At 69.9% G+C, this 23,014-nt stretch carries 21 protein-coding genes and 1 other RNA gene; 11 read left to right on the plus strand and 11 right to left on the minus strand.

The features are described 5' to 3' along the window. Positions 1 to 2: 2 nt before the first annotated feature. The gene (locus OG884_RS04225; protein WP_326642341.1) at positions 3 to 1,421 is read right to left on the minus strand and encodes an FAD-binding oxidoreductase; all 1,419 of its coding nucleotides are present in this window, start codon (positions 1,419 to 1,421) and stop codon (positions 3 to 5) included. Continuing rightward, positions 1,418 to 2,512, minus strand: a complete 1,095-nt coding sequence (locus OG884_RS04230) for an alpha/beta hydrolase (protein WP_326642343.1) — start codon at positions 2,510 to 2,512, stop codon at positions 1,418 to 1,420. The genes OG884_RS04225 and OG884_RS04230 overlap by 4 nt, the downstream gene beginning before the upstream one ends. A 277-nt stretch (positions 2,513 to 2,789) precedes the next feature. Between OG884_RS04230 and OG884_RS04235 the strand changes: the two genes are divergently transcribed. Continuing rightward, positions 2,790 to 3,092: a hypothetical protein gene (locus OG884_RS04235; RefSeq protein ID WP_326642345.1), complete on the plus strand. Its 303-nt coding sequence runs from the start codon at positions 2,790 to 2,792 to the stop codon at positions 3,090 to 3,092. 236 nt (positions 3,093 to 3,328) lie between these two features. After that, positions 3,329 to 3,790, plus strand: coding sequence for a transposase family protein (locus OG884_RS04240; RefSeq protein ID WP_326642347.1), 462 nt, complete (start codon positions 3,329 to 3,331; stop codon positions 3,788 to 3,790). 43 nt (positions 3,791 to 3,833) lie between these two features. On the opposite strand, the gene rnpB is transcribed toward OG884_RS04240, so the two are convergent. The 4 genes from rnpB to OG884_RS04260 form a co-directional block, all read right to left on the minus strand. Next, an RNA gene (gene rnpB, locus OG884_RS04245) (RNase P RNA component class A) lies at positions 3,834 to 4,228 on the minus strand. A gap of 123 nt (positions 4,229 to 4,351) precedes the next feature. Then, on the minus strand, positions 4,352 to 5,716 hold the full coding sequence (locus OG884_RS04250) for a bifunctional RNase H/acid phosphatase (protein ID WP_326642349.1): 1,365 nt from the start codon (positions 5,714 to 5,716) through the stop codon (positions 4,352 to 4,354). Next, positions 5,713 to 6,453, minus strand: coding sequence for a zinc ribbon domain-containing protein (locus OG884_RS04255; protein ID WP_326642351.1), 741 nt, complete (start codon positions 6,451 to 6,453; stop codon positions 5,713 to 5,715). The genes OG884_RS04250 and OG884_RS04255 overlap by 4 nt, the downstream gene beginning before the upstream one ends. Next, complete coding sequence (locus OG884_RS04260) at positions 6,450 to 7,283, minus strand: Nif3-like dinuclear metal center hexameric protein (RefSeq protein WP_326642354.1); 834 nt, start codon at positions 7,281 to 7,283, stop codon at positions 6,450 to 6,452. The genes OG884_RS04255 and OG884_RS04260 overlap by 4 nt, the downstream gene beginning before the upstream one ends. Before the next feature lie 251 nt (positions 7,284 to 7,534). Here OG884_RS04260 and OG884_RS04265 point away from each other — a divergent pair, with 251 nt between their 5' ends. The 5 genes from OG884_RS04265 to OG884_RS04285 all read left to right on the plus strand — a co-directional run bounded on the left by OG884_RS04265 (position 7,535) and on the right by OG884_RS04285 (position 13,112). Beyond that, positions 7,535 to 8,974: a flavin-containing monooxygenase gene (locus OG884_RS04265; protein ID WP_326642356.1), complete on the plus strand. Its 1,440-nt coding sequence runs from the start codon at positions 7,535 to 7,537 to the stop codon at positions 8,972 to 8,974. Positions 8,975 to 9,057: 83 nt separating this feature from the next. After that, a complete protein-coding gene (locus OG884_RS04270) occupies positions 9,058 to 10,095 on the plus strand; it encodes a dipeptidase (RefSeq protein ID WP_326642358.1) in 1,038 nt (345 codons plus the stop codon). A 73-nt stretch (positions 10,096 to 10,168) separates the two neighbouring features. Next, positions 10,169 to 11,269 carry an o-succinylbenzoate synthase gene (menC, locus tag OG884_RS04275; RefSeq protein ID WP_326642360.1) on the plus strand — a complete coding sequence of 367 codons (1,101 nt, stop codon included), beginning with the start codon at positions 10,169 to 10,171 and terminating at the stop codon, positions 11,267 to 11,269. 287 nt (positions 11,270 to 11,556) lie between these two features. Continuing rightward, on the plus strand, positions 11,557 to 12,492 hold the full coding sequence (locus OG884_RS04280; RefSeq protein ID WP_326642362.1) for a sensor histidine kinase: 936 nt from the start codon (positions 11,557 to 11,559) through the stop codon (positions 12,490 to 12,492). 17 nt (positions 12,493 to 12,509) lie between these two features. Beyond that, positions 12,510 to 13,112, plus strand: coding sequence for a TetR/AcrR family transcriptional regulator (locus OG884_RS04285; protein ID WP_326642364.1), 603 nt, complete (start codon positions 12,510 to 12,512; stop codon positions 13,110 to 13,112). Here OG884_RS04285 and OG884_RS04290 read toward each other — a convergent pair. Further along, complete coding sequence (locus OG884_RS04290) at positions 13,057 to 13,989, minus strand: DMT family transporter (RefSeq protein ID WP_326642366.1); 933 nt, start codon at positions 13,987 to 13,989, stop codon at positions 13,057 to 13,059. The two genes, OG884_RS04285 and OG884_RS04290, sit on opposite strands and share 56 nt — an antisense overlap. 228 nt (positions 13,990 to 14,217) lie before the next feature. Continuing rightward, positions 14,218 to 15,489: an MFS transporter gene (locus OG884_RS04295; protein WP_326642367.1), complete on the minus strand. Its 1,272-nt coding sequence runs from the start codon at positions 15,487 to 15,489 to the stop codon at positions 14,218 to 14,220. 517 nt (positions 15,490 to 16,006) lie between these two features. Between OG884_RS04295 and OG884_RS04300 the strand changes: the two genes are divergently transcribed. Together OG884_RS04300 and OG884_RS04305 are read left to right on the plus strand one after the other, a co-directional pair. After that, a complete protein-coding gene (locus OG884_RS04300) occupies positions 16,007 to 16,612 on the plus strand; it encodes a copper resistance CopC family protein (RefSeq protein ID WP_326642369.1) in 606 nt (201 codons plus the stop codon). Continuing rightward, complete coding sequence (locus OG884_RS04305; protein WP_326642371.1) at positions 16,609 to 17,640, plus strand: copper resistance D family protein; 1,032 nt, start codon at positions 16,609 to 16,611, stop codon at positions 17,638 to 17,640. The genes OG884_RS04300 and OG884_RS04305 overlap by 4 nt, the downstream gene beginning before the upstream one ends. On the opposite strand, the gene OG884_RS04310 is transcribed toward OG884_RS04305, so the two are convergent. Next, positions 17,598 to 18,758, minus strand: a complete 1,161-nt coding sequence (locus OG884_RS04310; RefSeq protein WP_326642372.1) for a hypothetical protein — start codon at positions 18,756 to 18,758, stop codon at positions 17,598 to 17,600. The genes OG884_RS04305 and OG884_RS04310 overlap by 43 nt on opposite strands. A gap of 249 nt (positions 18,759 to 19,007) precedes the next feature. Here OG884_RS04310 and OG884_RS04315 point away from each other — a divergent pair, with 249 nt between their 5' ends. Together OG884_RS04315 and OG884_RS04320 are read left to right on the plus strand one after the other, a co-directional pair. After that, positions 19,008 to 21,704: an alpha/beta fold hydrolase gene (locus OG884_RS04315; protein ID WP_326642373.1), complete on the plus strand. Its 2,697-nt coding sequence runs from the start codon at positions 19,008 to 19,010 to the stop codon at positions 21,702 to 21,704. Next, positions 21,701 to 22,609, plus strand: coding sequence for an ABC transporter permease (locus tag OG884_RS04320; protein WP_326642375.1), 909 nt, complete (start codon positions 21,701 to 21,703; stop codon positions 22,607 to 22,609). Before OG884_RS04315 ends, OG884_RS04320 begins: the two co-directional genes overlap by 4 nt. Here the strand turns inward: OG884_RS04320 and OG884_RS04325 are convergent. Next, the gene (locus OG884_RS04325) at positions 22,606 to 22,734 is read right to left on the minus strand and encodes a hypothetical protein (protein WP_326642377.1); all 129 of its coding nucleotides are present in this window, start codon (positions 22,732 to 22,734) and stop codon (positions 22,606 to 22,608) included. The two genes, OG884_RS04320 and OG884_RS04325, sit on opposite strands and share 4 nt — an antisense overlap. Beyond that, on the minus strand, positions 22,731 to 22,949 hold the full coding sequence (locus OG884_RS04330; protein ID WP_326646851.1) for an amidohydrolase family protein: 219 nt from the start codon (positions 22,947 to 22,949) through the stop codon (positions 22,731 to 22,733). The genes OG884_RS04325 and OG884_RS04330 overlap by 4 nt, the downstream gene beginning before the upstream one ends. Between the last annotated feature and the right edge of the window lie 65 nt (positions 22,950 to 23,014).

The raw sequence follows: 23,014 nt of genomic DNA on the forward strand, positions 1-23,014 counted from the left end.
GATCATCCCTTCCGCGGCTTGCCGGGGACCGGCTCGGTGGCGTGCTCGGCGTACCGGGCGTTCGGGTCCAGCAGTCGCCGCCGTTCCGGATCGCTGCTGGTGCGTGAATGCATGTACCGGAAGCCGCCGTGGTCGATGACGATGTCGTCGACCCGGTCCACCAGGCGTTCGAGGATCTTCTCGGTCATCTGCTCGGGGTTGACACCGACGTAGAGCATCAGCTCGCAGTGCCGCTTGGTCTCGTCCCCTCTCGACAGGTACGCCGAGCGGATCGCCTTCACGTACACGGAGATGAACGTGATCCCCCCGCTGGCGCGCCGCTCCTCGACGGCGGCCTCGTACAACTGCCTGAACAGCGACTCGTAGCGCTCGGCCGGGGCCAGGGCGACGAGCATGCGGGTCGGGTCGCCGACGGTGGAGTCGAGCACCTGGTCGGTGAAGCGCTCGATGTTCTTGCCGCTGGCGTAGGCGGGGCTGAGCATGATCGTCGCCATGCCGAGGTACTTGACGATCTCGTCCACCACCGAGGGCAGGCGGCCCGCCCAGTAGCCGAGGAACCGCTGGTAGCCGTAGGCGACGTTGTTGAGGAGTGATTTGAGCGGGTTCTGCGGGGTCTCGTGATAGGAGGAGAACTGGCCGAGCCGCAGCGGCCCGGCCGGGGTCGGGAAGTCGGCCCAGACGCCGCGCTCCATCAGCGCGTCGCCGGGGTCGCGGATCAGCTCGCCGGAGCGGCGGATGTAGTCGTCGAGATTCGTGGTGAGCAGCCGGTCGTTCTTCAGCACGGTCCGGTGCTTGTCGACGCGGACGATCGCGACCGTGAGCCAGGTGATCATGCCGTGCCTGCCGGTGCCCGCCAGGACGCGGTGGAAGCGGTCCGGGTCGCGCTCGCGGCCGCAGATGTGCGCCTCGCCGTCCCAGTCGACGTACTCCAGCTCGGTGACGGTGTCGACGAACAGCCCGTACCGGTGGGACGCGGGGCTGATGCCGCCGACGGATGCGAAGCCGCCGGCCGTGATGTGGTCGTGGTCGCCAATGATCGACAGCCCCCAGCCGCGCCGCGCGAGGTGCGCGTCCACGTCGGCCAGGACGGCACCGCCCTGCATGGTGCAGAACGCCTGGCGCTCGTCCACGTTGATGATCTCGTTCATCCGGTCGGTCAGCAGGACCGTGGCGCCCTCGCCGGTGACGAGATTGTTGCTGGAATGGCCGTGGCCGCGGACGATCAGCCGCTCGCCGCGGTCACGGGCCTCGCGCACGGCTCTGACGACGTCGTCGGTGTCGCGCGGCAGGTAGACCCTGAACGGCCAGCGCGGCGGGACGCCCGGGTCGGCGACGCGCTCCCAGTCGTAGGCGAGACTGAGCAGCGTGCCGTGCTGGAAGGCCTCGTGGCTGGTGGGCCGGTAGGTCTGGGACACGGTCACGCCCCCTGACGCTTGAGAAAGTCGGTCATTACCGGGAAGACGTCCTGGTGGCAGTTCTTGCCCATGAAGACGTCCTGGTGGCCGTAGCCGGGGAAGACGACGAGCTCGTGGCGGCCCGGGGCGACGGCGTTGAGCCGGTCGTGGCAGACGACGTTGGAGTCGGCGAAGACGCGGTTGCGGTCGCCCGTGGTCAGTAGCACGGGGGTGGTGATCTCGGCGGCGTTCGCCAGGTAGTCGCCCGGCAGGGCGCTGTGCCGGGGGTCCCGCGGGTCGTACTTCACCGCGCGGCCTGCCCGGACCATCTTGAGCACGTGCCGGTAGTAGTGGAGGCCGGTGGCGCCGTACAGGTCGCCGCTGCGGGCGTGGGTGATCGCGTGCAGCTTGTCGTGGCCGTAGAGGGCGGGCCAGCCGGTGCCCCACATGAGGCTCAGCATGTGGCAGGAGGACTCATCGCATTCCGGGTGGAACAGGTCCACCGCCTTCGAGAACAGCCACCCGCGGGTGAGCGCCGGCTCCTCGCCCCACTTGGGGTCCAGGTAGGGGAAGCCGAGGACGTACTCCATGAACGCCGGCGCCACGGTCAACTTGAGCTGCGACCAGGCGGGCACCCTCGGGGTGAGCGCGGCGCTGTTGGCGATGACGCCGGCGATGCCGTCCACCGCCCCGCCGAACAGGCTCATCATGAACGACACCGAGCCCAGGCAATGCGCGATGACGTGCACCCGCCGGTCCCCCACCTCCGCGCGCAGTGTGCGCAGCGCGGCCGGGTAGTCGAACAGCGCGATGTCGTCCATGGTGAAGCGGTGCATCGAGCGGTTGTACGGGTGCCGGTTGCTCATCCGGTAGTCCAGCGTCCACACGTCCGGGTAGCCGTTGTCCAGGAGGTAGCGGACGAGGTTGGGGTGCTCGGGCATGATGAACATGTCGCTGGAGGTCGTCAACCCGTGGATCACAAGGACGACGTCGCCGGACGGCTCCCTGAGGAACCTGAGCATGCTCAGCCCCAGGCCGTCCTGGGTGGTGAACGGATGCGTGCTCGTCCGCGCGTCGGGGACGCCGTCGAGGGTGAACATGGGGATGCGGCGCGTCATGGCATTTTCTCCGCGATCGGACATCTCGGCCTCGCCTTGGCTTTCGTGATCGACTCCCTGACGGCGCCAACAGCAACGGCCCCCTGCTGACCAGTTGCTCCAAGCTGACCGCGTCGAGAGGATCATTGATGGGCGCCATCGCTTCGAGTTGGGTGGTGTACAGCCCAAGAGAATCCAACGCTTCGTGTTTCTCGGGGTACGGAGGTGACGGCCCCAGGACGAGATCGATCGCTCCATCCTCCAGCGGACCGATCACATTAATCTCAAAAATATCCTCATGTCGACCTTGATCGCCCAGTACCCGACAGTGAGCTGTGATCTCATCGCGAAGGGCGAGAAGTGCACGAGAGACGAAGTAGGAATGCCGAGGGAGGAACGCTCTCAGCCGATCTGGCGTAATGTACTCGAACTTTTCCTTGCGCGGCATGGCTTCAGCTTCTCAGGGGAGCGAAGATGTTCGCGACAAGAAGAGGAATATCTTCTTTCCCGCCGCGGGAAGATTATTTCTTCCTACGAAAAAGAAATCCTGCGCGCGAGCCGGGAAAAGCATGTGGGACGTAATTTCTGCTTCATGTTTTAACAGGGGTTGTTTCGGGAGAAAATACAGGTCGCGGGGCTACCAGGGCCCCGGCACATCGAGGATTCGTCCGGGTTTAATTTCTTTCGGGTTTGATTTCTTTGACACGGCCAAGCGTGAGGTGCAAGCCAGGTACAGCGGTACGGGCTGGGTAATGGCCGGCCCAGTTCGCGCATGAGGAAGGGCACGGTTCCCGAAGATCAGAGGTCTCTGAAGCCGTCTGATCCAAAGAGGAAACCGTGCCCGTCACGCCATCATCGCTAATCGCTGCTGTCGACCGCGAGCAGCTTGAGGAAACGAATGCCGGCTCCTCGGCCCGCCTGGAGCTTCTGGGCCGGTTCGCCCTGATTACCGATCCGCGCTCGCGGAGAGGGCGACGCCACTCACTGGTCTCGGCCCTGGCGGTGGTGGCCTGTGCGACGGCGGCGGTGGGCGGCGACTCGCTGACCGCGATCGAGCAGTGGGCCGACAACGCGCCGCAGCAGGTACTGGCCGACCTGAAGGTATGGCGCGACCCGCTCACCGGACGCGTCAACGACCCACCATCCACCCCGATCACGACTCCGGCAACGGGGCGTCGCCGGGAACGAACCGAGGAAGATCACTATGATCGACTACACGGCCAGGTGGTCCCTTCCTCGTGGCAACCAGGTGGTCCCATCAAGCTGGCAAGCGACATTCAGGGTAACGCCAACCTTTGATCACCAGTAATGATTGCTCCGTCGCAGGTCAAAGCCATAAGGGCGGACGAGTCGGCCTGTAGGCCGGGTTTTGTTCCTCACTCGCGTGAAGAGGCGACCATCCATCTAGGGCCGTCGTTGCCGACGGCCTCAAGCGGTCTACCCGCGCGGCTCGGGCGGGCAGCCCTCAGACGTCGCGCGCGGGACGCTCCGGAGAGCGCCCCTTCTTGACCTTGCTCCGGGTGGGGTTTACCGAGCCGCCCACGTCACCGTGGGCGCTGGTGGTCTCTTACACCACCGTTTCACCCTTACCTCCCCGCGAGGGGAGGCGGTCTGTTCTCTGTGGCACTTTCCCGCGGGTCACCCCGGGTCGGCGTTACCGACCACCCTGCCCTGTGGAGCCCGGACCTTCCTCGGCGGGTCTCCGAAGAGACCCGACGCGGCCGCCCGGCCGGCTCGTCCGCCGTGTTCCAAGCCTAACGGGTCCCAAGTGGGCTCCAACCGAACGGCAAGTCATCTGCGCTGAAATATGAATCAAGCGGGACGGGACAGCCGAGTTCCTTCGGACGCGAGACCGCCGGTTCAGCGCAGGTGGGAGGTGTCGTTGAACGCCTTCACCACCGCCGGACCGTCGGCGTAGTACTCGATCAGGGACAGGGCTGACAGGTCGAGATGCATGCGGTACAACGCGCTGAGGGGAGCGAGCAGCGCGAATCGCAGCAGCATCTTGATCGGCGTGACGTGGGAGACGGCGAGGATCGTCTTGCCCTCGTAGCGCTCGATCAGCAGGTCCCCGGTCGCCTGGACCCGCCGCGCCGCCTTCCCGAAACTCTCCCCACCCGGCGGCGCGGCGGACGGGTCCGCCAGCCACGCGGCGAGCTCGTCCGGCCAGCGACGCTGGATCTCGGTGAACGTGTGGCCTTCCCAGTCGCCGAAGTCGGTCTCCCGCAGCCCCTCCTCGACGACGACCTCAAGACCGGTCCTGGCCGCGACGATCTCCGCGGTGGCGCGGGCGCGCTTCAGCGGTGAGCTGACGATCACCTGGATGCCGTACGCCTCCCCCGCCAGCCTGGCGGCGGCTGCCTCGCCCTGGGCGACGCCGTTGGGCGTGAGTTCGGGATCGCCGAGCCCGGAGAACCTGCGCTCGATGGAGAGCGTCGTCTCACCGTGCCGGAGCAGGTACAGCGAGGTCGCGACCGAGGTAGGCGGGCGCCAGCCGGTGCCGCGCCCCGTGGGCATGGCCGTCCGTGCCGCCTGCCCCGCCGGCTCCCGGGTGACGACACCGCCACCGGAGTCACCGGCGCCGAGGTCATCGGTGTCGAAGAGGAGAAGATCCTCGGCGGGCCCTCCACCGGTGAGGGTGGCGGGGGCACCATTCCCGGAGGCGCCGCTGCCGGAGGCGCCGCTGCCGGAGGCAGGGATCTCGGAGACAGCACCACCGGAAGCGCGACTCCCGGAGGCGCCGCTGCCGGAGGTACGGCCGCCGCTCACTCCCTCGATGGGAGAGGAGGAACCCGAGGATCGCCAGATGCGGCCCTTGGCCGCGGCGTCCATGGCCTCGTTGGCCAGGCGGTCGGCGTCCTTGTTCTTCTCGCGCGGGATCCAGCGCCAGGTCACCTTCAGCCGCCTGGCGAGGGCCGCGGCCTCCAGGGCGAGCGGGCGCAGGCCCTCGTTCTTGACCTTCCACCGGCCGGCCATCTGCTCGATGACCAGCTTGGAGTCCATCCGGACCTCGACCTTCGCGCCGTCTCCGGCGAGGGCGAGCAGGGCGGCCAGGCCGGCGATGAGTCCTCGGTACTCGGCGACGTTGTTGGTCTGGGTGCCGATCGACTCGGCGGTCTCGACCAGTATCTGGCCGTCGGCGGCGTCCTTGACGACGGCGCCGTAGCCGGCCGGCCCGGGGTTGCCCCGCGAGCCGCCGTCGGCCTCCATGACGTACAAGGTCACAGGCCGGACTCCGCGGTGCGGACCAGGATCCGGCGGCACTCCTCGCAGCGAATGACCTCCTCGTGGGCGGCGGCCTTGATGCGGTTGATCTCGGCGATGGACAGGCTGGTGCGGCAGCCGAGGCAGCGGCCGCCCTGGAGCATCGCGGCGCCCACCCCGAACTGCTCCCGCAGCTTGCCGTAGAGGGCGAGCAGGTCGGCCGGGATGTCCTTCACGACCTCGGTGCGCCTGCTCTGGACCTCGTTCTTCTCCTTGTCGATCTCGGCGAAGGCCGCGTCCCTGCGATCCTCGGCGACGCCTCGGGTGCCCGCGAGCTCGTCGCGCTCGGCCACCAGCTTGGCGACCTGCGCGTCGGCCGCCTCGCGGCGCTCCATGATCTCCAGCACCACGTCCTCCAGGTCGCCCTGCCTGCGCGTCAGGGAGACGATCTCCGACTGGAGGCTGGCCAGGTCCTTCGGCGAGGACACCTGGCCGGAGTCGAGGCGCTTCTGGTCGCGTTCGGCGCGGATGCGGACCGAGTCGACGTCGGCCTCGGCCTTGGTCTGGTCTCTGGCGAGGTCTCCGGACTCGGTCTCGGCGGCGATCACCTGTGTCGCGATGCGGGCGACGCGAGCGGAGAGCTCGTCGATCTGGGCCAGCTCGGGCTGGGTACGGCGGCGGTGGGCCAGCCGGTCGATGACGGAGTCGAGTTCGGCCAGGTCAAGCAGACGCTTCTGGGCCGCAGGGGCTGCTTTCACGTGAAATCCTCGCACTTTGCTGTTGTTTTCCAGGCGTCCGTGACCGTCTCGGAAACGCGCGTCTCAACAGTAATCCCCCTGGCGGCCGATGCGGACGTCAGATGGTGCGCCGCGTCGGCGAGCCATGGCCACTCGGTGGCCCAGTGGGCGGCGTCGATCAGCGCGGGGCCGTCGGCCTCCATGAACTCGCTCGCCGGGTGGTGGCGCAGGTCGGCGGTGAGGAAGACGTCGACTCCGGCGGCGCGGGCCGTCCCGAGGAGGGAGTCTCCGGATCCCCCGCTGACCGCGATCCGCTGGACGGGGCGGCCGAGGTCTCCGGCGACCCGCAGGCCGCCCGCCGTGGCGGGGAGACCGCGCGCGGCCTGCCGGGCGAACTCGGCGAGGGGGATGGGGCCCGGCAGCGAGCCGATCCGGCCTAGACCACGCCTGGGGTCGTCGGCCGCGGGCATGAGCGGGACGAGCGTGCCGGTCAGGCCGACGGCGCGGGCGAGCGCGTCGGAGACGCCGGGATCGGCGATGTCGGCGTTGGTGTGGGCGGTGAAGAGCGCGATGTCGTTCTTGATCAGCGTGTGGATCAGGCGGCCCTTGAAGGTGGTGGCCGCGACGCTCGTGGTGCCGCGCAGGTAGAGCGGGTGGTGGGTGACGATGAGGTCGGCGCCCCAGCCGAGGGCCTCGTCGGCGACGGCGGCCACCGGGTCGACCGCGAACAGGATCCTGCGCACCTCCGCGGCGGGGTCTCCGCAGACGAGTCCGACCGCGTCCCACGACTCCGCCCAGCGGGGGTCGTAGCGGGATTCCAGCTCTGTGACGATGTCGGCAAGCGTAGGCACCAGCGCAGACTATCGGCCTGTTCCCCGGCACGAACGGATCACCTGATGTAAGCGGACACTGCCCCATGGGCAGCGGCGGATTCCAGTATTTATTCCAGTATTTGTCACAACACTCCTGGTGTATGAAGAGGTGTGGAGCTGGGGAGACGTGGACGCAGGCGGCAGCTGGAGCTTGCGGACGTCTACCGGCGCCTGACCCTTGCCGGCATCGGGGGCCGCTGCCGTGACAACATCAACCCGGGGACGTACGCATGAGTCCGAACGTCGCGATCATCGGTGCCGGATTCGGCGGCCTGTGCATGGCCATCCAGCTGGAGAAGGCCGGCATCCGCTCGTACACGATCTTCGAGAAGGGGAACAACGTCGGGGGCACCTGGCGCGACAACACCTATCCGGGGGCGGGCTGCGACATCCCCTCGCACCTGTACTCCTTCTCCTTCGAGAAGTACTCCAGCTGGACGCGCCGCTTTCCCGAGCAGCCGGAGATCCTGGACTACCTGGAGAGGTGCGCCGACAAGTACGACGTGCGACCCCGCCTCCGGCTGAACACCGCGGTCATCGCCGCCACCTTCGAGGAGTCGCTGGGGAAGTGGCGGGTCCGCACCACGGCCGGGGACGAGCTGTTCGACGTGGTGGTGTCGGCCGTGGGACAGCTCAACCGACCCCAGTTGCCCGACATTCCGGGAATGTCAACGTTTAATGGCGCGGCTTTCCACTCCGCCCGCTGGGACCACTCCTTCGATCTGACCGGCAGGCGGGTGGCCGTGATCGGAAGCGGGTCCTCGGCGGCGCAGTTGATCCCGAAGGTCGCCGAGGTAGCCGATCACCTGGATGTCTTCCAGCGGACCCCAAACTGGGTGATCCCCAAGGCGGACGCCGTCTTCGGCTCCGGAGCCAGGACCGCCTTCCGTTACGTGCCCTTCCTGCAGCGCGCCTACCGCGAGTGGATCTACCGGTACACGGAGATCACCCTCTACCCGGCCCTGGCCGGAGGCTGGAGCTCCGACCCGCTCCGCAAGCGCGCCCTGGAACACCTGCACAACCAGGTCCCCGACCCGGTGCTGCGGGCCAAGCTGACCCCGGACTACCCGGTCGGCTGCAAGCGGATCGTCGCCGACAGCAAGTTCTATCCCGCGCTGACCCGCCCCAACGTGGACGTCGTCACCGACCGGATCAACCGGATCGTCCCCGGCGGTGTGGAGACCGCCGCCGGGCTCCACGAGGCCGACGCGATCGTCTACGCGACCGGCTTCGAGACCTCCGACTTCCTGGCCTCCATCCAGGTCACCGGGCGCGGCGACCGGTATCTGGCCGAGGAGTGGAAGGACGGCGCGGAGGCGTACCTGGGCATCGCCGTGCCGCACTTCCCCAACCTGTTCCTGCTGTACGGCCCCAACACCAACCTCGGCCACAGCTCGATCGTCTTCATGATCGAGTGCCAGGTCCGGTACATCATGGGCTGCCTGCCGCAGCTGGCCGCGCGCGGGCCGATGGAGGTCAGGCCGGAGACGATGGCCACCTGGCGGAAGACCCTCGACGAAGCCATGGCAGGCATGGTCTGGCAGGCGGGCTGCACGAGCTGGTACAAGAACGAGGCCGGCCGGGTGACCAACAACTGGCCGGGCAAGACGACCGCCTACCGCCGCGTCACCGGTGCCGCACGCCCGGACGACTTCCACTTCGCGCGCTGACCCACGCTCCCTCGCGAGGCGCGGGAGGTGAGGTGCCGATACCGTCGTGGCGAACGAGAGCCGTACGCGCAGAAGGGCCCGCCGTGTCCGCCGACCTCCACCGCGACTCCGTGGTCGCCGATACCCACAACGACCTGCTGATGGCCGTCACCGCGCGTCCGCCACAACGCTGGGCGTCGTTCTTCCGCGAGCGCTGGCTGCCGCAGCTGCGCGAGGGCGGGGTGAACCTCCAGGTGCTGCCGGTCTTCATCGACGACCAGTACCGGCCCGAGGGCGCGCTCCGGCAGACACTGCGCATGATCGAGTGCGCCCACGTGCTGGCCGAGGGCAACGCCGACGCCGTACGGCTCTGCCTGGACGGCGCGCAGATCGACGAGACCCTCGCCGGGGGGAGGATCGCCCTGGTCCTGGCGCTGGAGAGCATGCCGGGGCTGGATTCGGCCGTCGAGCTGGTGCCCACGCTGCACCGGCTGGGCGTGCGGGTCGCCTCGATCGCGCACTGGGGCCGTACCGCGCTGGCCGACGGCAGCGGCGAGGACGCCACCGGCAGCAGGCTCACCGCGGCGGGGGTGGAGACGGTCCGGGAGATGGAACGGCTCGGCATGATCTTCGATGTCTCCCACCTGGGCGCCTCGGGGGTGGGGCACGTGCTGGAGCTGGCGAGGAGGCCGGTGATGGCGACCCACTCCTCGGCCCGCGCGCTGCGCGACCACCACCGCAACCTGACCGACGACCAGATCCGTGCCGTCGCCGCCACCGGCGGCGTGATCTGCGTCAACTTCCTGCCCGCCTTCCTGACGGAGGACATCACCGAGTACACGGTGGACCGGCTGGTCGACCACATCGAGCACGTCGCGAGCGTCGGCGGGATCGACCACGTCGGTCTCGGTCCCGACTTCATCCGCGAGGTCATGCACGACGTCACTCCCCCGTGCTGCGAGGAGGTCGGCTACAGCGGCGTCGACGTCGGCGCGACCCTGCCCGGACTGTCCGGCCCGAGCGGCCTGCCCCTGGTCACCGACGCCCTGCTCAAGCACGGCTTCGCCGACGAGGAGATCGTGAAGATCATCGGCGGGAACGTGCATCGGCTGTTCCGCGCCGAGCTGGGAAGGCCCGCCTGAGCGAGCCTCGCCGACACGGCGACGGAGAGCGGCGTGACAATGGAACCCGGTGCGACGAACGAGAGAAGGAAACTTGAAGATCACCGGGATCGAGTTGAGGCGGATCGCGATGCCGCTGGTCACACCGTTCCGTACCTCCTTCGGCACGGAGACCGAGCGCGATGTGCTCCTGCTCCGCGTGGTCACCCCCGAGGCGGAGGGCTGGGGCGAGTGCGTGGCCATGTCCGACCCGCTCTACTCCCCCGAGTACGTCGACGCCGCCGCCGACGTGCTGCGCCGCTTCCTCATCCCGGCCCTGCCCGCCCACCTCGACGTCCACGGCGTGGGCCGCGCGCTGCACCCCTTCAAGGGCCACCGGATGGCGAAGGCCGCCCTGGAGAGCGCGGTCCTGGACGCCCAGCTGCGCGCGTCCGGTGTGTCCCTCGCCTCCTTCCTCGGCGCCGCCACGGACCGCGTCCCCGCCGGGGTGTCGGTCGGGATCATGAACTCCGTCCCCGAACTCCTGGACACGGTCGCGGGCTATCTCGACGAGGGCTACGCCCGGATCAAGCTCAAGATCGAACCCGGCTGGGACCTCGCCCCGGTCCGCGCGGTGCGGGAGCGCTTCGGCGACGACCTGCTCCTCCAGGTCGACGCCAACGCCGCCTACACCCTCAGCGACGCAGCCCACCTCGCCAGGTTGGACGACTTCGGCCTGCTGCTCATCGAACAGCCGCTGGCCCACGACGACATCGTCCAGCACGCCCGGCTGGCCGGCAGAATCGCCACCCCGATCTGCCTGGACGAGTCCATCGAGTCGGCCGCCGACGCGGCCGCCGCCATCTCGCTGGGCGCCTGCTCAGTGGTCAACGTCAAACCCGGCCGGGTCGGCGGCTACCTGGAGGCCCGGCGCATCCACGACCTGTGCCGCGCCCACGGCGTCGCCGTCTGGTGCGGCGGCATGCTGGAGACCGGCATCGGCCGCGCCGCCAACGTCGCCCTGGCCGCCCTGCCCGGTTTCACCCTGCCCGGCGACACCTCCGCCTCCCGCCGCTACTACACCACCGACATCACCCCGCCCTTCGAGCTGAGCGACGGCCACCTGGGCGTCCCCACCGGGCCGGGCATCGGCGTCGAGCCGATCCCCGGCGTGCTGCGGGAGGTCACCACCTCCACCGAGTGGATCACCCGCTAGCCCGGCATTCCGCAACGGAACGGCTAGGAGGCCAGATACTCCTCCCGGACCCTGGAGCGGGAGAGCTTCCCGGTGGGCGTGCGGGGCAGCTCGTCGCGGAACTCGATGACCCCGGGGTGCATGCCCGCTCCAATCAGTGCTCACTTACGCTAGCCGGCGCCCGATCAGCCGTACAGAGCAATGCTCTACAGGGGAAGGTGGAAGGATATTTGCCCCTTCTTGGCCATCAATCACCAGGAAACGGCAATTAATCCGTTTAATGGCCCTATTTAGCGCCGAGGAGTGAAGTGTTCGCGGGGAACGCGCGGTCGGTACGGCGTCGGCTGACGTTGACCGCCGTCACGACGGCCATCGTGACGGCGGTCGCCCTCCTCGCGATCGCGACGCTCAGGACCGTGAAGGCGGCGCTCGTGCCGGTGAAGGCGATCAGACGCGAGCTGGAGGAGATCACCGCGACCGACATCGGCCGCCGGGTGCCGGTACCGGCCGCGCAGAACGAGATCAGGCAGCTGGCCGAGACGATCAACCAGACGCTGGACCGGCTGGAGGCCTCGGCCGAGCAGCAGCGCAGGTTCGCCTCCGACGCCTCACACGACCTGCGCAGCCCGCTCACCGCCATGCGCGCCCAGGTGGAGGAGGCGTTGCGCTACCCCGACGACGTCGACTGGAAGGCGAAGGCCGGCGCGATGCTCACCAGCCTGGACCGGCTCCAGGCGATCATCTCGGACCTGCTGACACTGGCCAAGCTCGACTCCGGGGTGCCCGCCCGGCACGAGCGGATCGACCTGGGCGCGCTTGTCGGCGACGAGCTGGACAGGCGCAGGCGCAACGTCCGGGTCGACAGGGATCTGCAGCCGGGGGTGGCGATCACCGGCGACCGGCTCCGGATGGCCCGGCTGCTGACGAACCTGCTGGACAACGCGGAACGGCACGCCGACTCCCAGATCTCGGTGAGTGTGAGCGTGGACGACGAAACGGCCGTCGTGGAGGTGCTCGACGACGGCGCCGGGATCGCGTCCGAGCAGCGGGAACTGGTCTTCCAGCGGTTCGCCCGGCTGGACGCCTCCCGCAACAGGGACGAGGGAGGCACCGGACTGGGACTCCCCATCGCCAGGGAGATCGCCCGCGCGCACCGCGGCATCCTGAGGCTGGAGGACAGCACCCGGGGCGCGCGATTCGTCCTGCGCATCCCCCTGCACCCCGGCCGGGAGGGCGGCCCCTGACCCGCTAGTGTTCCCTTGTGGCACGGGGATTTGGGCGATTACGTCGTGAAGATCTACTCCGAACCGCCTGCGATGTCATCGCGGCCCAGGGGTTCGGTCACACACGGACCGCGGACATCGCGCAGGCGGCCGGCGTCAGCCAGGCACTGCTCTTCTACCATTTCGAGACCAAGGAGAAGCTGTTCGCCCAGGCCTTCTCCTACGCGGCCCAACTCCATCTGGACGCGCTCACCAAGGTGGCGGAGTCGGGCGGCTCCCCCCTCGATCGGCTGCGGGCCCTGCTCCGGTTCTATCCTCCCGGCGGGAAGACCAAGTCGTGGGCCCTGTGGATCGACGCCTGGGCCGAGTCGATGCGTAACTCAGAGCTTGAGGAGACGTCCCGCAGGATCGACATGCGATGGAAGGAGACACTTCACGCGATCATCGACGACGGCGTCGAGGTGGGAATCTTCGTCTGCGCGGACCCCGAGGGCGCGACCTGGCGGATCATGTCTCTCATCGACGGCCTGGCCACTCAGGTGACGGTGCACAGGCGGCTGCTCCCCCGGGCGCGCATGACCGAGCTCATCCAGACGGCCGCCGCGGCGGAACTGGGCCTATCCCCCGCCGAACTGAGCTGAGCAGCCCCCTGGGCAGCACGACCAGGAGCATGGCGAGGGCGATCAGCCCTCCGCCGAGGAAGATACTCAAGGTGAGCGACTCCCCGTACAGCGCGACCGCCAGGATGGTCACCCAGAGCGGCTGGGCCGACAGGATCACCGCTGCGGGCACCGGCGATACGTGGACCTGGCCCCACGAGCGGGCCAGGAAACCCAGGGCGCAGGCCACGATCGACAGGTGCCCGAGGACCGCCCAGTCACACGGCGTGGCGGGCAGGGTCAGCCCGTCCGGCAGGGCGAGGACACCCGTCATGACGGCGATGGTGCCGAGTTGGATGACCGTGACCGCGTAGGCGTGTCGCCGCGCCTCGGCGGAGTTGCCGAGCGCCAGCGTGTGGGCCGCGTACAGGAGCGCCGACACCAGGGTGGCGACCAGCGCGGGTGCGGAGATGTCGCCCTCCGCGCCCTTCAGCAGGGTGAACACGGTCATCGCGACGGCCGCCAGCGCCACCGCGGCCCAGATCCTGGCCGAGGTCCTGGCGCCGAGCAGGACCAGCCCGAGAACCGGGGTGATCACCACGTACGAGCCGACCGTGAACCCCGAGACCGATGAGGGCAGGTCGTGCAGCGAGACCGCCTGGACCGTCTGGCCGACACCGAACAGCAGGCCGAGCAGGATGCCGGTCAGCCAGGTGCTCTCGGAAAGCCCTCGCAGGCTGCGCGGGCGGCACGCGACCAGCGCGAACGTGGCGATGCCGTACCGCTCGGCGAGTAGGTCCGCCACGGGCATGCGGACGATGAGGTCCTTCATCAGCGGGAAAGCCGACCCCCAGGCGGCGCTGACGAAGGTCAGGAGAACGATTCCCAGGACGGGCCGGGGGGCTACAACCACTGCCATACCCAAAGGGTTCCATCACGTGCAGCGACGGAGACATCACCGATCGGAGCGGGAGTGGCCTTAATACAACACTGAGTGAAGGACGTCACACCGGCGCGAGGGACCTCGTACCCTCACAGGACTTTCCGCCTTAACCGCACATGCGCCGGGCACTGCTCCCGGACGAAGAACCGTGCCGCACATGCGCCGGGCACTGCTCCCGGTGGCGGGCGGCGTCCGTCCGCACGGTCAGGGCACCGAGCGGATCTTCCAGACGAGGGCGGCGCCGAGCAGGGCGAGGGCCGCGGAGGTCAGGTAGAGGACCGGATAGCCACCGAGACCGGCCACGATGGGACCGGCGATGACCGGGCCGAGCACCTGGGGTCCCGAGTTGGCGATGTTGATGACACCGAGATCCTTGGCACGTCCCTCGGCGGCCGGCAGGACCTGAGTGACCAGGGCGTTGTCGACCGAGAGATAGATGCCGAAGCCGATCCCCATGATCGCGGCGCCGGCCGTGGCCACCGGCCACTGCGGCCAGAACGCGAGCATCACCGCGGGAATCACGCTGATCAGGCCGGAGGCCGTGACGAGCGCTTTGCGTCGGCCGAGCCGGTCGGAGACGACGCCCGCGGCGACGGTGGTGAGCACGACCGTCGCGGTGTAGATCAGGATCAGCGTGAGCAGGCCGTCCTCGGCCCGCTCGCCGGGGAAGAGCCGCTCGTAGCCGACCGCGTCGGTGAGGAAGTACAGCAGGTAGAGCGTGGCGACGGCGTTGCCGAGCTGCATCAGGAAGCGGGTCAGCCAGGCCCAGAAGAAGTCGGGGTGAGCGCGGGGGCTGATCCAGAAACCTCTCAGGAAGGCCCCGAGCTCGAAGGGTGGTCTGGCCGCCAGGCGGGGGTCGTGGGTGGTGAGGACGAAGGGAAGCACGCAGAGCGGCATCAGCGCCGCTATCAGGAAATATCCGGATTCGGTGGTGGTGGCGACCATGGTGACCAGGACCACGGCGAGCACCACCCCGAGCGTCTGGGGAATCCCGATCCAGCCCGACACCTCACCCCGCTGGCTCACCGGGACGTGGTCGGGCACCTCGGCGCTGAGCGCGGCCTGCATCGCGTTGAGCCCGGCCTGCGCGAGGCACCAGCCGGCCGCCAGGCCGGCGATCGACCCCTGCCCCGCCAGCAGGGCCAGCGCCCCGGCGCCGACCAGCGCCCCTGCCAGCGACCACGGGTGCCTGCGCCCGAACCGCCCTGCCGTGCGATCGGACAGCGCCCCCGCGATGGGGTTGAACAGCATCGCGACGGCGGCCCCCAGCCCGGTCACCAGCGCCAGCGCCCCCTCCTTGCCCGCCGGGTCGACCAGCGCCACCTGCGAGGGAAGCAGGACCTGGAGCGGCCCGAAGTAGCCCATCCAGAGCGCCAGGTTGGCCAGCGAGATGCCGGCCACCCACCAGGACCCCACCCGGCGCGTCGGCTCCGCGAGCGCCGCCCTCGGATCGGGAACAGGCTGGACAACGCCCATATGGCCTCGCATCCTCGTGACTCACGACTCCGAACAAGCGCCCGACAACACGAGGCGTGCCCGGATGGTACGCCGTCCCCCTCCCACACCGACAGCCCCGGCCACCACCGGCTCCCTCCGGGAAGCGGTGGCGGTCGCGGGCGGGAACGCCGTAGGCCTCCCCGCCCACTGTTCCCCGCTGCGGGTTTCCCGGTCAACGTTCGGTGTGGGGCCACTGGAGAGCGACGCGCGGAGCCTCTCAACGGGGCCGAAGCCTGGATGGACGCCTCGCAAGGCACCCTCCGGGCTTCACCCGTGGGCGGACGGCCCGGGAGACGCGTGCCCCCACGACGAGCGGGCCGTTTCCGCCCGCGGGCAGGCTCCGGACCGCTCACGGGCGAAAAGCCGTTCCGGCTCCTCGACCCGGGACGCCCCCTTTTCCCTCCGTGCCCGGCCATCGCCCGGGTGGCCGCGTCCCGGACACGCAAGCGTGGGACCATGTCCAGGTCATGACGGACCCAACGGAAGGCCACGACCGGTGAGGCGGCTACTCACGGTCCTGTTGCTCGCGTGCGCCGCGCTGCTCGGCGCGGTCACCCCGGCGCAGGCCCACAACGTGCTGATCGACAGCGACCCCAAGAACGGTGCCGAGCTGGCCACCGGACCCGAGACGATCACACTCACCTTCGACCAGCCTGTCCGGCAGGGTTTCGCGCAGATCAGCGTGACCGGCCCTGACGGCACGCGTTGGGAAGACGGCAAGACCGCGGTCGACAGGGCGAAGGCCAGCGTCCGCGTGAAGGCCCTCGGCCCCGCCGGGGAGTACGTGGTGGGCTACCGGATCCTCTCCTCCGACGGTCACCCGGTCTCCAGCAAGATCACCTTCACCCTGACGGCGCCCGGCCCTGCCTCCTCGGGGCAGGCGTCCACCGAGCAGGCCCCCGCGGGCCCGGCAGCCACCGACCCGGCACCGGCGGCCGCGGCCGCCGCGGCCCAGAGCCCCGATCTGGGCGCCCAGGCCGCCGAGGCCGCGCAGAACGGCGGAGCCGGGATGGCCGTGCTGTGGATCGCCGCCTCCATCGTCCTGCTGGGCGGGGCCACCGTCGTGGCGATGCGCCGTACCAAGGAGGGGGACACGAGATGACCGTGACCACCGAGCGGGCTCCCGAGGCCGGCACCGCCAGGAGGCTGGTGGCCGGCGGGTTCGTGTCGGGTGCCGTGCTGGCCGTGCTGGCCGCGACCGCGTTCACCGCGCAGGAGGTGGTGCCGGGGATCGTCATCCCCGGGCCGCTGGTGGAGTACGGCCTGCCGGTGCTGCGGGTGCTGCTGGACCTGGCGACGGTGGCGGTGGTCGGGCTGAGCCTGCTGCCGAAGATGCTCGGATTCGACGACCCCGAGCGGACCGAGCCGGTGATGCGCCGGGCGCGACCGATGGCCGTGACCTTCGCCTGGGCGTGGGCGCTGCTGGCGCTGGTCATCATCGTCTTCCAGACGGCCGAGCTGAACCCCGGGCTGATCCCCACTCCGTCGATGATCGCCGAGTACGTCGACGGTGTCGGCGCCGGGCAGGGAATGCTCTTCACCGCCGCCTGCGCGCTCTCCTACGCCGGGATCGGGCTGCTGGCCGTGCGGTACGGCGAGAAGGTCCCCGCCGAACTGCGGATCGTGATCGCCTTCTTCGGGCTCCTGCCGATCCCGGTCACCGGCCACGCCGTCGACTCGGTCTGGCACGACCCCATCATGATCTCGATGGAGCTGCACGTGATGGGCGCGGCGGCGTGGACCGGCGGCCTGCTCACGATCATTCTGCTGGTCGCCGCGGACCGGGAGCTGCTGGCGCGGGTGCTGCCGAAGTTCTCCAGGCTGGCCACCCTGGCGCTGGTCCTGGTCAGCGTCTCCGGGCTGGTGAACGGGCTTGCCACGATGGCCCTCACCCCCGGGGTGGAACTACCCGGGGCGCTGCTGAGCGGTGAGTACGGCCCGCTGGTGGTGGCCAAGGTCGTCTGCGTGGCGCTGCTGATCCCGTTCGCCGCCCACATCCGCTTCCGCCTGCTGCCGCACATCGCGGAGCGGCGGGCGACGGCGGTCGTCGCGTGGGCGGCGGCCGAGATCACCGTGATGGGGCTCGCCTACGGGGTGGCGGTGGCGCTGACCACGGCCTCCCTGTCCTGAGCCCGGAGCGTGCAGCGGCCGAAGGACCATTCGGCCGCCAGCCACAGGACGGCGAGTCCCACCCCTCCGATCAGCATGGTCGCGGGGGTCACCAGCGGGGGCGCCATGAACATCTCGTGCTGGAGGCGGAGCGCCTGGTCGACGATGAGGGTGACGCCGAGTGCGCCGACCAGCGCCCTGACCACGGGCATCCTGATCAGGAACGCCAGGTCGACGGCGAGCGCTCCGGCGATCAGGAAGACCGGCACCGCCGAGCGCGGGAAGTCGGCGACCGCGAGCAGGGGCCAGATCAGGGCGCGGAAGACCACGTAGGCCCCGACCACCGCGGTGGCGGAGAACATCCGGCCGATCATCGCCCGGGCATAGACGGCCACCAGCATGGCGGCGATCACGGCGTAGAGCGGGTAGAGCTGGTCGGGCACGGGCAGCGTGAAGTGGAGCGCCACCGCCCTGTCGTCCACCGGCAGGCCGATCTGGTCGGCGGCGAACCTGATCAGGATCGGTTCCGCGTCCGGCTCGCCCCTGTCCCAGGCGGCGAGGCCGTAGACCCCGTACTCCTGGTGCTGTTCGGGGAACCAGACGTTCTCGAAGAGGAAGACGAAGAGCCCGCCGAGGACCAGCGTGCGCGTCCGGCCGGGAACCGCCCGGATGAACCAGCCCCAGAGGACGCCGCAGACCATGAAGAGCGTGCCGATGTAGAGCATCAGGTGGGACGGGCTCCACGAGGTGATGTCGAGCCCGTTGACCCGGTGGTTGATCAGGTCGAGCGGAACCGCGATCAGGAAGACCGCCGTGCCCCAGGTGATGAGGCGCTGCGCGAGCTTGTCGACGCCGTAACCGGTGTAGATGTGGATGATCGTGAGCGCGAGGGCGATGGCGGTGCCGACGCTGTTGAGCAGGTGCGGCGGGGCCAGGTCGTCACGGAGCCACTTGAAGTGCCAGGAGACGTCCCAGGAGGCCCCCAGCACCTTGAAGGAGAAAGCCACCAGCCACCCGAGGTAGAGGAGCCTGAACAGGTCCTCCGGGGTCTCCCTGCCGGCCTTTCCTCGCGTCCAATACGGCAGAGCCCACTCGATGACCGGAGTGGCTCTTCTTCGGAGGCTTTCTACTGGCTTCACGTGTCGAAATGATGCCGCCCCTTCACCTCGGTCCGCAATCAGGGACATCCCCGAACCATCGGGGCGACTGCCGTCCTTCCGGCACAGGTGATCGTCCTTGTTCACTTCCGGCGTCGCACCACGGCGGCTGACCGGTGGGGATGCTCCTGAGAATCGTCTCAGGAGCATCTCAGCTTGGATCAGTAAGCTCGCGCCGTGACATCCTTCCCTCTTTCGAAGGGAGGGGACTCCCACGCTCAAGGAGAACTGGTGAAACGTGGGGCAAGGTGGGCCGCCTGGGTCGCGGTGGTCACCGTGCTGGCCGTCGGTGTCGTGGCCTGGCTGGTCTGGCCGTCCACACCGGACGTGCGGGCCCAGGAGCAGATGATCACGGTGCTCGACGGGCCGGGCGACGACCAGCGGGTTACGCTGGACGCGAGTTTCTTCCCTCCCGCCGGAGGCGGCAGGGCCCCGGCGGTACTGCTCGCGCACGGCTTCGGCGGCAGCAAGCAGAGCGTCAGGGACGCCGCGGTGCGGCTGGCCCAGGACGGCTACGCCGTGCTGACCTGGTCGGCGCGGGGTTTCGGCCGTTCCTCGGGGCAGATCGCGCTGAACTCCCCCGACTACGAGGTCAAGGACGTGCGCCAGCTGGTCGACTGGGTCGCGAAGCGACCCGAGGTCCGGCTCGACGCGGCGGGCGACCCGCGGGTGGGCATCGCGGGCGGCTCGTACGGCGGCGCCATCGCGCTGATGGCCGCCGCCCACGACCCCAGGATCGACGCGATCGTCCCGCAGATCACCTGGTACGACCTGGCCGACGCGCTGTTCCCCGACGCCACCGGGCAGGGGCCCGAGAACGGGGTGTTCAAGCGCATGTGGGCCGGGCTCTTCTTCAGCCGGGGCGGCCCCACACCGGCCGTCGCCGGCCCGGCCGCCCTCGGTGGCGGGAACGGCGGAGGCCCGGAGCGGCAGGCGCAGGAGCGGCCGCTCACCGCCGATGAGGTGCGCTGCGGCCGGTTCCTGCCGGAGATCTGCGACATGTACCAGCAGGTGGCCCAGAGCGGCCGGGCGACGGCGAGCGCGGTGGAGACGCTGCGCAGGTCGAGCCCGATCTCGGTGCCCGGGAAGATCAGGATTCCGACGCTGCTGCTGCAAGGACAGCGCGACTCGCTGTTCCCGCTGGGCCACGCGGACGCCAACGCCAAGGCCATCGCCGCCACCGGCGCCCCGGTACAGGTCGCCTGGTTCGACGGCGGCCACGACGGTGGCGACGGCGAGGTCGACTGGCTGCACGGTAGGACGCTCGGCTGGTTCGATCGCTACCTGAAGGAGACCGGCGACGCGGCCCAGGCCGGCGGCGCCTTCACGGTCACCCGCAGCGGCGGCCGCGACCCCGGCACCCGCCAGCCGATCCAGCTGCACGCCACGGCCGACGGCTACCCCGGGCTGTCGGGCAGCGGCCAGACCTCCGTACCGCTCAGCGGCCCCGACCAGTCGGTGGCCACCCCGCCCGGCGGCTCTCCCTCCTCGATCTCCGCGGTGCCCGGCTTCGGCGGCCTCGGCGGTGGCGGTGGCGCCACGGTGAACCTGTCCGTCGACATGACGGGGCAGAGCGCCGTCTTCGACTCCGCCCTGCTGACCGCCCCGCTCCAGGTCACCGGCAGCTCTACCGTGCGGGTCCGGGTGACATCCGAGACCTCCGGGTCCCCCGCCGCGGCCGAGGCCGCCACCGGCTCGTCCACCGGCTCGTCCACCGATGACGCGGAAGGCGGCGCGGGCGACACCCGGACCGGGAGCGACAAGGCGAAGAGCCCTGCGGGCGAGGTCACCCTGTTCGCCAAGCTCTACGACATCGCCGGCGCGACCCAGGCGCCGATCCTGCCCGAGGGGCTCGTCGCCCCGCTCAGGATCGCGATCGGCGCGGACGGCTCGGGCGAGGCCACGGTGACCCTGCCCGCCATCGACCACAGATTCGACGTCGGACACCGGCTGCGGGTCGCGTTCACCACCACCGACCTGGCCTACGGCACCCCGGCGGCCCCGGCCGTCCACAAGGTCGCCCTGGCCTCGCCGGCCGTGACCGTCCCCACCCACGCCACCCTGCGCACCCCGCAGACCGGCCCCGTCTGGTGGATCTGGGCACTGCCGCTGGCATCCCTCGTCGTCGCGGCCGTCCTGCTGCTCGCCGGCCGCCGCCGCACCACCGATGAGCACGATCCCGAGCTGGGCTCCGTACCGCTGCGGATCAGTGGGCTGACCAAGGCGTACCGGAACGGCGAGCGCGCGGTGGACGACCTGTCGTTCACCGTGGAGCACGGCCAGGTGCTTGGTCTGCTCGGCCCCAACGGGGCGGGCAAGACCACCACCCTGCGCATGCTGATGGGCCTGATCCGGCCGGACGGCGGCGAGATCCGGATCTTCGGTCACCGGGTGGTGCCCGGTGCCCCGGTCCTGTCCAGGCTCGGCTCGTTCGTCGAGGGCCCGGGCTTTCTGCCGCATCTCAACGGCCGCGAGAACCTGGAGCTGTACTGGAAGGCGACCGGGCGGCCCGCCGAGGACGCCAGGTTCGCCGAGGCCCTGGAGATCGCCGGGCTCGGCAAGGCGCTGGACCGCGCCGTCCGCACCTACTCCCAGGGCATGCGCCAGCGCCTGGCCATCGCCCAGGCCATGCTCGGCCTGCCCGACCTGCTCGTACTGGACGAGCCCACCAACGGGCTCGACCCGCCCCAGATCCGCGAGATGCGCCAGGTCCTGATCCGCTACGCGGAGGGGGGCCGCACCGTCATCGTCTCCAGCCACCTGCTGTCGGAGGTGGAACAGACCTGCAGCCACGCGGTGGTCATGCACCGCGGGCGCCTGGTCACGGCCGGAACCGTGAGCGAGCTGCTGGCCAGCCACACCCCGGTCAACGGCTCCGGCCCCCGCCTGGAGGACGTCTTCCTGGACCTGATCGGAAACAAGGCATGAGCGACTCCAACGCTGCCCTCACCACCCCGACCGGCTCTCCGGGCGGCGGACTCGCGCAGAACGGCTCGGCGCGCGGGTACGCGCCGGGACGCACGTTGCCGCTCGCCGTGGAGATCGTCCGGCAGTTCAAGCGGCGCCGCACGCTGATCGTGTTCGGCCTGCTGCTCGCGCTGCCGTGGATCCTGGTGATCGCCTTCAAGTTCGGCACCGTGCCCGGGCAGCCGGGCACCGGGCTGCGCGTCGCCGACCTGGCCACCCAGGGCGGGCTGAACTTCGCGGCGTTCACCCTGTTGGTGTCGGCGAGCTTCCTGCTGGCCGTCGCGGTGGCGCTGTTCTGCGGCGACAGCGTGGCCAGCGAGGCCGGCTGGTCGTCGCTGCGCTACCTGCTGGCCGCCCCGATCCCGCGCGACCGGCTGCTGCGGCAGAAGCTGATCGTCACGATGGGCTACTCGGCGGCGGCGGTGATCTGCCTGCCGGTGATGGCGTTGCTGGCCGGCAGCCTCGTCTTCGGCTGGAACGACGTCCGGGTACCCCAGACCGGCGAGACGATCGCCGCCCTGGAGGTGCTGCCCCGGTTCGGGGTGGTGATCGGCTATGTCCTGGTCAGCCAGTTCGTGGTCGCGGCCATGGGCTTCCTGCTCTCGGTCAGCACCGACTCCCCGCTGGGGGCGGTCGGCGGGGCGGTCGGCCTGGTGATCGTCAGCAACATCCTGCAGGCGGTCGAGGCGCTCGGCCCGCTCAGGGAGTTCCTGCCGACGTTCTGGAGCAACGCGTGGCTGGACGCCCTGGCGGCCCAGCCCTCGTACGAGGGCATGCTCAAGGGGGTGGCCGTCTCGGTCACCTACTCGGCGATCATGATCGCGTTCGCCTTCCGCCGCTTCCGCGTCAAGGACGTGGTCTCCTAGGGCCTGCCATCGGCACATTCTCCGACGACGCACACGTCGGCCTCGATGGAGCGCTCCAGCGCGGGGCGGGGAGCGGGCAGGCCGATCTCCCGGTACCAGAACGACACCTCTCCGTTGACCGTCACGCCGAGGTCCTTCCGGTGTGGCGGGCGATCCCGGCGATGATGGTGCGCGCGACGCGCACGTCGAACAGGTCCGCGTCGGCGACGGTGGACACGTCGTGCGAGAGGATCACCGCGTCCCCGGCCAGGCCGTGCTTGAGCGCGCCGCGTACCTGGTCCTCGTGCCCGCCGGCGGCGGCCCACGAGGTGAACATCCGGGCCGCCTCGTCGAAGGTAATCGCCTCGGCGGTGGGCGTCGCGCAGGGCGGCCTCGTCGGAGGCGGCGAACGGGATGGTGTGGATC

Origin of the sequence: Streptosporangium sp. NBC_01755, from assembly GCF_035917995.1 — a bacterium.
GTDB lineage: Bacteria > Actinomycetota > Actinomycetes > Streptosporangiales > Streptosporangiaceae > Streptosporangium.